This is a genomic window from Dehalococcoidia bacterium (assembly GCA_028711995.1).
Classification (GTDB): domain Bacteria; phylum Chloroflexota; class Dehalococcoidia; order SZUA-161; family SpSt-899; genus JAQTRE01.
In genome coordinates, this window is record JAQTRE010000118.1 from 1 (window position 1) to 9075 (window position 9075).

Here is a 9075-nt window from a genome sequence, read left to right on the forward strand (position 1 = left end):
TGTCTGCTTATGCCTGTGGTTCTCTCTGAACATCCCTTCACCTCAAGTCGAATAGCCTCAACTTGAGTCTATCGCATCCCAATATCAGCTTCAATACCAAGGCGCTACCTTTTTGCAGGAACGCCAGGAATTCCAGCATCTGACGGAAGTGGAGCAGCGAGAGCTGGACCAACTGGCCCAAAAGAATGATCAGGCGAGCCTGGATCGGTTCATCGAGCTGATGGGCAAAGAGGCGGTTGACCCGGACGGGTGCCCGTGGAGCCAACGCGAACTCCGGGAATCCTTCCGGCGGCTTTGCCCGGACTGGACTGACAAGCAGCTTGATATTGCCGTGAATGGAAGATAAGCCACATGGCCGGGGGGCCTGCCTGGGTGCCGGGGGTAGCCTCCTGTGGGCACCGGCGGGCCGACCACCCGCTCGTAATGTAGAGGCAGGCCCCCGGCCACCAAAAATCAAAACATGAGGAGATGAACAACAGATGACAGACAGTAGATTAGGCGAGATAAAGGCATTACAAAAGAAGATCGTGCTCGGGCTGGAACACGGCGAAGACATTTCAGAGTTGTCCCACGAGCTTGCGCGGGTACGACAAGAGATCGCCGCGGCGGCTGAGGTTGAGGAGCTCCAGAAGGTCGCCGACCAGCGGAAGGCGCTGAAGGATCGGGCGGAAGCGGTCAAGACCAAGATCGAACGCCAGGGACAGGCTATTGATTCTTTCCTGAGAGCAAGAGACGAAATCTGCAAGGGTCTAGCACCAATCATCGAGAGGGCGAAGGGACTGCCCAAAGTTCAATCGGAGTGCTACGCCGAATACCATGACCCGGGGCAGCTGTGCGGCCAGGTGAGACTTCCCGAGGGCTATTTACCCAAAGCCCTGAAGGTGCCCATGCTGGAGGGGCGGGACGGAATAGCAGATGCCCATGACCGGGCGGCGCAAGCCTACTTCTACCTGAGCGCCGGGCTAGGGCTCCTGCAGAGCCTTAAGCGGGAAGATCGACCATTCCCGGAGCGACCAGCCGGTGAGTTTGAGGCAATAGAAGAGTCTGAGACATTCGAGGAACCGCCCACCTGTTCGGCTTGCGCCCACGCACAGGTTGAGATGATCAACCAGAGGCTCAAAGAGGGGGTTTCCCTTCGCACGCTGGAGGAGCAATTCGGCATAAGCAAGAGCACACTCTCACGGCACAAGCGCAAATGCCTGGGAATCGAAGCTGTGAGGATGGTTGACTGATGCCGTTCAAAGACAAAGAGCTACAGAGGGAATATCAGCGCCAATGGCAGCGGGACAGGCGGGCCGGTGTTCCCAGTAAGCGGGTTCAAAGTTCTACTGAGGATATACGGACCGCTAAGGACATGCTGGCCATCTTAGGCGACATTCTATCCCAACTAAAAGTTGCAGAGCTTGACCTTGTCATAAAGGCCCGGGTTACCGCCTACGTGGTGAGTGTTGGGTTGAGAGCGACCGAAACCGCGCAAATAGAGGAGCGACTTCAAATCCTTGAAGATCGAATATTGAAAGGGGGTGGCAATGGACATCATAAGACGAATTGAGAAGTTGGAGCAGAAAACGCCCGAGCCTGAAAAGCCACCAGCGTGCATCTTCTATCTGCATGGCAACACGTCCGAGGAAACGGAGGCCAATCGAGAAAAGGCCATCGCAGCATACCGAGTAGAGAATCCTGAATGGGTGCCTTCGGACAGGGACAGGTTTTTCGAAGTGGCCAACCCTGAGACAGAGGGCTTAATGAGGCAACTTCTCATCGGAGAGATGCCCTTATGACACACGGTGACCGCTTCACTTTACGATCAACGAGGCCCTAGGATCGTTTTCTGATGGACTTTGGCGCAAAGATGAAGGAATGGTCACCCGGTGGCGAGAGGAAGGGTTCTAAAAGGGCAGGGGCATCATGGAGGTGGTTGATAATGACGGGGACAAGGGAATAGGGGGGACATCGGCCCCCTTATGCGAAAGAGGCGCACCCGTTAGGGCAGCGCCTCTTCTTCTATCATCCTTTACACTCAGGACAAAGCTGAAATCTGTCAATATGTTGTCAATAATTTCCTTGGGAACGGTTGTGACTCAAAGGTATTTTACGCTTGACCCTGTAAACCGACTGGTTTTGTTTTAGCTTCAGAAGGACCCTTTGGGACCCTTCGCGCCAAATCCGAAGACCGATGCTCTATCCACTGAGCTACGGGCGCTTAGATACAAACTTTACCTTAACTTTGGCTCTTTCTAAAGAATTGATCACATTTTGATCACGGAAGGTTAAACCCTCTTCGAATTTCAGTGCGGCTTCCGCCTCCATGTCCGGCGTCACGTGAGCATAAATATCCATCGTGACGGCGATGCTGCTGTGCCCTAGACGTTGCTGGATTGTTTTGATATTCGTGCCCTGGCGAAGCAGACGACTGGCATGAAGATGCCGCAAATCATGCAATCTGGCATTGTCACAGCCTATCTTCCGCATGATCCGCTTGCAGGCGTGTGTCAAACTGCTGGGTTCAAAAGGTTTTCCATCCAGGGTTGAAAAGACAAGATCGGATTCCTTGAGTTCCACACCAAAAGCGGTGAGTTGTGCTGTCTTTCGATTCTTCAGCCCCCTCAACATGATGCAAACGCTGGGCTGAAGGGCAATAGTCCGCCTGCTGCGCGCCGTTTTCGGCGGGCCGATCACGAAACCTCTTCCGGCGACACGGCAAAGCGTCTGATTAACACTCAATGTGGCGAATTCCAGGTTAAGATCACACCACCGCAACCCCAACAGTTCACCACGGCGCAATCCAGTGTAGATCGACAAAATCAGTGCTTCACGGAAGGGGCTGCTCTCAATCGCTTCCATGAACCCATTGGTCTGTTCATCGGTCGGGATGACCATTTCCTTGCGCTTTGCCCTTGGTGTCGATACTGACTGGGCCGGATTCCTCACGATCAACTGCAATTTAACGGCTTCGTTCAAGCTGCGCACCAGAACCCGATGGACATTCAAGCAAGTCTTAGCCGATACCCCCGTTCCCAGTATCTCCTGATACATTTCGTTGGCCCGGGCTGGTGTCAGGTGTTGAAGTTGGATCGGACCCAGATGGGGTGTCAGGTGATGCCGCACAATGCTTCTGTATCCATCGGCTGTCTTTGCGCTCAAATTCGGCGCAACGTATGTCTGTAGCCACTGATCGAGCCATTTGTCCACAGTGAGTCTTTCAGGCTTGACGAAGACGCCGTTGTCGAGGCTGTTAAGAACTTCCCTAAGACGCACCTCGGCTTCGCGTTTGGTGCCTTTGACCGTGATTGCTTGCTGCTTGCGACGGCCCGTCTGGGGATCGACACCCACGTCGAACTTCAGTGTCCAGCTTCCTTTTGATCTTTTTTGGAGACTTCCTGTTGCCATATTTTATCCTATTATAGCATTATTTGAGCCTAGTCAACACTACATGACTCAATCCTGAAAACCGGCCTTGCGGAAGATTTCCAGTGGGACTAACCCAAGGTCCTCAGCTTCCTGTTGAATGTTATCGGCTAGGATAAGGTGCTCGAAAACCTCATTGGGGGTGCTCAAGTCGTGGTCATACACCCACTGGCGCAAATCGACTGATATTCGGATTCGGTCCAGTCCAGACAGGGATTCGGTGCGAATGCGATCGGCTATGAACTTGAGCCAAATCCAGAAGACACGCTCGCCGCGCGCCGAAAGGTCCAAATTTCGGAATCGCTCCAGCAACTCATCGGCTTGTTTCTCTTCCGTTTCATGAGCGTTGCTCATGAACATGGCGGCGTCCAATGCTGCAAGGCTAGTTAGCAGCGGATGGATGCTGTCAAGGTTACAGGCTGCCCCAACAGGGCTAAAGGCACTGGTAACACGATCCCCAACCTGAAACCGCGAGAGTAGACGGTCAGTCTCACCGATGAGAATCATGGTTACGTATTCCCACACATCAAGCTGAATCATCAGATCAAGCGTTCGCGTATCCATCTCCTCTTTGTGAACCGCACAAGCCAGCTCTTGCTGGGCATAAGTCCGCGCCCAACCCAGGCATACTGCCGGGGATTCTATCACCTCGGCCAACACAGCTACCCATCTGGCAATCCGATGTGTGAACACGTCCGGACGGCCTTGGATTTGGCAAATACGCCAAGCGGCCAGCACAACGCGCAAGTTGTTGAGGGGTCTTTCTTTTGCGTCGCTGAAAGTCCAGGCCTCTTCGAGCCGTTGCTCTTCGGGGCTGAGTTCCTTCAGGCCGGTCCGTAAAGGTTTCAGGATAAGTTGACACATGCGCAGACTGGGAAGCTTGAATTCTTCGTAGGTTCTACCCTTGGCCTTTTCTTCGGCAAGAAAAGTTTGGAGGTGCTTCAATACTTCCGTTGCGCTCGGGTCGCGCCCGACTCTGCGAAGCCTCCAGAAGGCATCCTCGATGCTCTCCTTCACCCCTGTGTCGATTGGTTTCATGTGTCAGCTCCTGTCTGCGCGCATGTGCGTGCGCAAGTATGTAGCTTGTAGTATTAAATAACGCGCAAGTATGATAATGTAAGGTTAACAGAAAGCGTAAACATTTGTCAACTAACGAAAGGAGGTGAACGCAGGTGGATAATGGTAAACAGATCAAGGTTGAGAAGTTGGGCTTGAGCCCTCTGGAAGTAAGTGTCGCGACCGGGCTGTCACTGAGCACCGTCCGTACAGCGATCCGTGAGGGCCGTATTCCGGCGGTGCGACTGAGCCCGCGGCGGATCCTGGTTAGCAAGAAGGTTCTCGAGGATTTGCTGGCCAATGGACTGAAGAACAGATAAACGAATCCGGAGGTCATGCGCTAGGCAAAGACAACGTTGCCCTCAAAGGGCAACCTCCTGTCCCCACCCGCGAATCTAAAACGGAAAATGAGGCAAAATGTCAGAGGAAGTCGTTACTCCAGCGGTTCAGTCGATGCGCGATGAAGTCGTCGCCCGGGCCAGCTCAGAGCGCTTGCATGTACAGTCTGAACCTGGCGAAGCCTTTGACTACGACGGGCCACCTGCCTTACCCAGAGAAGCCCGTGAGGGAATCTTCGGTGACTACCTGTCATTGATGGGGCCAACGACAGAGGCGGCGGATAGCTACCACTTTGTTGTCTTCTCTGTGCTGCTAGGCGTCATCCTCAGAAAGAGACTTTACGTCTACCACGCCCGTGAAGTCTATCCGAATATCTACTGTGTACTGGTGGGGCCAACCGGCATCGGACGGAAAGATACGACCCAGTCACGCGGGTGGAAGGTATTGAATGCGCTGTTCGCACAGGGTGGAGGCTCGGCGGGTTCCATGCCGGAGATTATCCCCGGGGTCGGATCCACGGAAGGGTTGCTGGCGCTGGACGGAGCTGGAAAGACGGTGATACTGGCCGAATCGGAATTTCTCAGCCTGATGAACAAAGCCAAGCAAGACTCCGTTTCAACACTGGTGCCCAAACTCACTTCATTATGGGATTGCCCGCCAATGGAAACGCTCAAAACCAAGCATAACCCGGTAACGTGTATCGATCCTTTCCTGTCCATCATCTCTGGCACCGCAGCATGGCTGAAGAAGGCGCTGATCGAGAGAGACGTTGGGGGCGGGTTTGCGAACAGATTTCTGTTCGTTTGCGGGCAGCCAAAGCCACCGATTGGTTTCCCTCCCAAGCCAGATACGAAACGTTTTAGCGAATTGATCACGAGGCTGAACACCATCCGATCCTGCGCGGACGAACTGCACCGCCAGGGACACGGGGAGTTAACGGTTCCTCCCGCCACAAAGCGAATATTTGAGTCGTACTACGAGCGATATTACGTCAGATGCTCAAACGAGACACTGGGTGCCAACTTGATAGCCCGTATCCAGACGTACCTCTGGAAGTTCTGCCTCCTGTTCGCCGCTTGCGATCTCAGTGCCGAGATCAGACCCGAGCACATCGACAGGGCCATCATCATTGCGGATTTCCTGGAGCGTTCCATGCTGTACGTTTTCCATGGTTTCGGTGGCGATCCTATACAAGCGGATGAAGCCGAACTCCTTCGATACCTGCGGGGCAAAGGGCAGGTATCGAACCGGGATGTCTACAGCGGCCTACACTGGAGTGCCGCGAAGTTGGGAGCAGTGGCCAAACCTTTGGTGGCAGCCAATTTGGTCAAACTCGAGAATAAGAAAGGGCTTAACGGACGAGCGGTCCAGTACCTGAAGGTGCTTTTTTGATGGAGATATGCGGCACTTGCGGCATTGCTGCACTCTTGTGGAGTAGTGCAGCGGAGTGCCGCAAACCTTTGAAGGGTAGTGCAGCAAAGTGCAGCAGAACAAACCGAAGCTAGTCAAAACTGAAGTGCAACAGTGCAGCAAAGGGTTGGATGTATGACAACGAGAGGGATGATCAAGACGACAATCCTTGATCTGCTGACAGAGGACGGGATTGTGACGATTCACAAGGCGACCACCAATGGGGGAGAGTATGTTGGCCCCTGTCCCTGGTGTCATGGAACGGATCGCTTCAGGGTCTGGCCGGAACAAGGCCGATACTGGTGTCGGGCATGTAACCGCTCTGGTGATACCATTCAGTATCTGCGCGACTTTCGCAAATTGAGTTACCGGCAGGCGTGCGATCTCCTGGGGCGTATGCCTGAGGCAAAACCACACGGGCAGAGGCAGCAGTACTCAGCATGGGTACCAAAAGAAACCCGCAAACCAGAAAAGCCTTGGCAGGAACGGATGAAGCAGTTCGTAGATAGTGCGGTTGACGGTCTACATAAGGATTCAGAGGGCATGGCTGCTTGTTTTTTGAGGCAGAAACGCTTCTTGACGGATGACACCATCGAGAAGTATCGGCTGGGATGGAACCAGCATTCCGCATATATTCTGACTGAAGAACTGGCCTTGGAAGGGTATGGCCGTTGCCAAGTCTGGCTTCCTGATGGCGTCATCATTCCGTATTTCAACGAAGACGGTCTTATGCGGGTGCGCGTTCGCCGGTTCGAGGGTGAACCGCGATATTATATCGTTCCAGGATCGTCAACGACACCATTCCTCTTGAGAGGCTCCCGCTCCGGAGCGGTGGTCATCGTCGAATCGGAGTTGGATGGCATCTTACTCCATCAGGAATGCGGGGATCTGGCGGATGTGCTGGCGCTCGGGTCCGCATCTATCCGTCCGGACACGCCTGTAAGAGAATACCTGGCTCATTGTAGTTCAATCCTGATTTCTCTCGACTCAGATGAGGCCGGAGCGAAGGAGTCATGGGGATGGTGGAAGAAGCAATATCCGACGGCCAGGCGTTGGCCGATAATCAGAGGTAAAGACGCGTCAGAAGCCATGGGAAACGGGATTGATTTGCGATTATGGGTGCTGGCGGCGACGCCAACGGTAGCGAACTAGAGTTGGTGGAGAAGCCCTCAATCAGAGTTCGCATGATTGGGGAACTGCCGATTGACGGTCGTTGTGGCGCCTGTGGATATCCTGATTTCTGGCAAAGGTCTGATGGTGGCTGGTGTTGTGCGGTATGCCATCCTCAGTCGCCTCAGGTATCAGTAATCGATTGACTGCGTGGAGGCCAGAAATATAGAGGTGCACGAAGTTAAGGACAGTTTCGGGATCACAAATATCTATATAAAAGAACTGAGGGAGGAGGTTCGTCATGGTACATATCATAAAGGCTTCGACTGTCACGGCGCGTATCCGAACTCCGCCGCCCTACATCGATCTGCGGGCAATTTCAACTGGGGTCGATGACCGAATGCTCAAGATATACAGCTCCAAGACGTTGGCAGAAGATGTCAGGTACCTGCAGGAGAACGGAGTCCCAGTCGCGGTCATTGCTCGAAGCCTCGGGATTTACCGAGGCAGGATCTATGAGTGGATGAGTGGTGAGACAGCAACCCGGAATCCCCGATACATCATGATCATTCGGCAATGGGCGCTGGAAATGAAGGCGAAGATTGTCGAGAGAGAAAGCAATGGTCTGAAACCCGAAGTCTTCCGCAAGAAATGATCCAGGGGGAAATGTGATAAGAAATCATGAGAAGGAGACTATCATTATTTTCAATGAGTCTGAGTATCTTGCGCAGATATTCACTTACAACAAGGCGTGGCAGAGACATTTTCGGGATAGGCTGGGTATTGAACCAGTTGAGGACAATGGCGCCGGAGGGAAAACTTACGAGATTTCAAAGAGCCGGATTCGGCCACCGCATGCGCTGCGGCAGTTACGAGAAGAGACCCGACAGAAACTGGCGGAGAGGTTACGCAGAAACAGGCGTGATTCTCTGTGAAACGCCTGTGTACAGGTGTTTTAATAATGGACCCATTTGAAAGATAGTTGTTTGTTATAATTAATGAAGTCTCATTTTATCGGATCATCACGAATAAAACATTCTTTACCTGCATGTATTGATTTAGGGGGGCTTATGAGTATTAAGTACGCCGTACTGGTTGTAGATATGATGAATGACTTCTTCGAGAAAGGGATTCTGAAGCAACGGCGATCAGAGTTGGTCCGGGCGATCAATACCTTGGTACGTGAGAGTCGTATGCAGGGACATCCAGTAATATGGGCCAGAATGGAATTTTCTCCAGACCTGTCTGATGGCCCCCTTTTGGTGAGGAAGAAGAAAATTTATGCTGCCATAGTTGGGACAGAGGGATGTAAACTGCTCTCAGATTTGGATTGCCAGCCATCCGACTATAAAATAATCAAGAAGCGACAAAGTGCCTTCTTTGGAACCAACTTGGATGGTGTGTTTTCACAACTTGGGATAACCCATGTTGTGATTTGCGGAATTGCTACGGATGCTTGCGTCCGCACGACAGCCATCGACGCCTACCAGAGAGACCTTGAGGTGATCATACCACGTGAATGTGTGGCTGCTATGGATCCAACTCATGAAGATATTTCGCTGCGATATCTGCACAAAGCAGTGATTGCACAAGTAATGCCACTTGCATCGGTAATCAACGAATTAAGGAATCTCTGAATAAGTCCCGGATCATGCGATAATAGAGGCAGATCAATTCGAAGGAGTCTGCCGATGAATATTGGCCCCACTTTTGCCAGCCTGGCCTATGAGAACAAGAAAAAGAAGACTCGTC

General features: G+C 52.7%; 12 protein-coding genes. 10 read left to right on the forward strand and 2 right to left on the reverse strand.

Annotated features, from left to right (window positions below; translation table 11 throughout):
- The first annotated feature begins 112 nt into the window (after positions 1-112).
- From PHV74_12735 to PHV74_12750, 4 genes are all read left to right on the forward strand, one after another.
- The gene (locus PHV74_12735) at positions 113-346 is read left to right on the forward strand and encodes a hypothetical protein (protein ID MDD5095223.1); all 234 of its coding nucleotides are present in this window, start codon (positions 113-115) and stop codon (positions 344-346) included.
- Positions 347-479: 133 nt separating this feature from the next.
- Complete coding sequence (locus tag PHV74_12740; protein MDD5095224.1) at positions 480-1232, forward strand: hypothetical protein; 753 nt, start codon at positions 480-482, stop codon at positions 1230-1232.
- Positions 1232-1552: a hypothetical protein gene (locus tag PHV74_12745; protein ID MDD5095225.1), complete on the forward strand. Its 321-nt coding sequence runs from the start codon at positions 1232-1234 to the stop codon at positions 1550-1552. Before PHV74_12740 ends, PHV74_12745 begins: the two co-directional genes overlap by 1 nt.
- On the forward strand, positions 1530-1781 hold the full coding sequence (locus tag PHV74_12750) for a hypothetical protein (protein MDD5095226.1): 252 nt from the start codon (positions 1530-1532) through the stop codon (positions 1779-1781). The genes PHV74_12745 and PHV74_12750 overlap by 23 nt, the downstream gene beginning before the upstream one ends.
- Before the next feature lie 412 nt (positions 1782-2193).
- On the opposite strand, the gene PHV74_12755 is transcribed toward PHV74_12750, so the two are convergent.
- Together PHV74_12755 and PHV74_12760 are read right to left on the reverse strand one after the other, a co-directional pair.
- Positions 2194-3390 carry a tyrosine-type recombinase/integrase gene (locus tag PHV74_12755; GenBank protein MDD5095227.1) on the reverse strand — a complete coding sequence of 399 codons (1197 nt, stop codon included), beginning with the start codon at positions 3388-3390 and terminating at the stop codon, positions 2194-2196.
- Between the two features lie 48 nt (positions 3391-3438).
- On the reverse strand, positions 3439-4446 hold the full coding sequence (locus tag PHV74_12760; GenBank protein MDD5095228.1) for a hypothetical protein: 1008 nt from the start codon (positions 4444-4446) through the stop codon (positions 3439-3441).
- A 134-nt stretch (positions 4447-4580) separates the two neighbouring features.
- On the opposite strand from PHV74_12760, the gene PHV74_12765 reads away from it, so the two are divergent.
- The 6 genes from PHV74_12765 to PHV74_12790 all read left to right on the forward strand — a co-directional run bounded on the left by PHV74_12765 (position 4581) and on the right by PHV74_12790 (position 8960).
- A complete protein-coding gene (locus PHV74_12765; GenBank protein ID MDD5095229.1) occupies positions 4581-4784 on the forward strand; it encodes a helix-turn-helix domain-containing protein in 204 nt (67 codons plus the stop codon).
- A gap of 97 nt (positions 4785-4881) precedes the next feature.
- Positions 4882-6195, forward strand: coding sequence for a DUF3987 domain-containing protein (locus PHV74_12770; protein ID MDD5095230.1), 1314 nt, complete (start codon positions 4882-4884; stop codon positions 6193-6195).
- Positions 6196-6348: 153 nt separating this feature from the next.
- On the forward strand, positions 6349-7365 hold the full coding sequence (locus PHV74_12775) for a CHC2 zinc finger domain-containing protein (protein MDD5095231.1): 1017 nt from the start codon (positions 6349-6351) through the stop codon (positions 7363-7365).
- A gap of 259 nt (positions 7366-7624) precedes the next feature.
- Positions 7625-7978, forward strand: a complete 354-nt coding sequence (locus tag PHV74_12780) for a hypothetical protein (GenBank protein ID MDD5095232.1) — start codon at positions 7625-7627, stop codon at positions 7976-7978.
- Between the two features lie 13 nt (positions 7979-7991).
- On the forward strand, positions 7992-8258 hold the full coding sequence (locus PHV74_12785; GenBank protein ID MDD5095233.1) for a hypothetical protein: 267 nt from the start codon (positions 7992-7994) through the stop codon (positions 8256-8258).
- A 135-nt stretch (positions 8259-8393) separates the two neighbouring features.
- On the forward strand, positions 8394-8960 hold the full coding sequence (locus tag PHV74_12790; GenBank protein MDD5095234.1) for a cysteine hydrolase: 567 nt from the start codon (positions 8394-8396) through the stop codon (positions 8958-8960).
- Positions 8961-9075 lie beyond the last annotated feature (115 nt).

What these genes read in the sequence shown, in the direction of transcription:
- PHV74_12760 (MDD5095228.1), bottom strand. Translation starts at nt 4,446, where the DNA reads ATGAAACCAATCGACACAGGGGTGAAGGAGAGCATCGAGGATGCCTTC.
- PHV74_12790 (MDD5095234.1), top strand. Translation starts at nt 8,394, where the DNA reads ATGAGTATTAAGTACGCCGTACTGGTTGTAGATATGATGAATGACTTC.
- PHV74_12745 (MDD5095225.1), top strand. Translation starts at nt 1,232, where the DNA reads ATGCCGTTCAAAGACAAAGAGCTACAGAGGGAATATCAGCGCCAATGG.
- PHV74_12740 (MDD5095224.1), top strand. Translation starts at nt 480, where the DNA reads ATGACAGACAGTAGATTAGGCGAGATAAAGGCATTACAAAAGAAGATC.
- PHV74_12775 (MDD5095231.1), top strand. Translation starts at nt 6,349, where the DNA reads ATGACAACGAGAGGGATGATCAAGACGACAATCCTTGATCTGCTGACA.
- PHV74_12770 (MDD5095230.1), top strand. Translation starts at nt 4,882, where the DNA reads ATGTCAGAGGAAGTCGTTACTCCAGCGGTTCAGTCGATGCGCGATGAA.
- PHV74_12750 (MDD5095226.1), top strand. Translation starts at nt 1,530, where the DNA reads ATGGACATCATAAGACGAATTGAGAAGTTGGAGCAGAAAACGCCCGAG.
- PHV74_12755 (MDD5095227.1), bottom strand. Translation starts at nt 3,390, where the DNA reads ATGGCAACAGGAAGTCTCCAAAAAAGATCAAAAGGAAGCTGGACACTG.
- PHV74_12780 (MDD5095232.1), top strand. Translation starts at nt 7,625, where the DNA reads ATGGTACATATCATAAAGGCTTCGACTGTCACGGCGCGTATCCGAACT.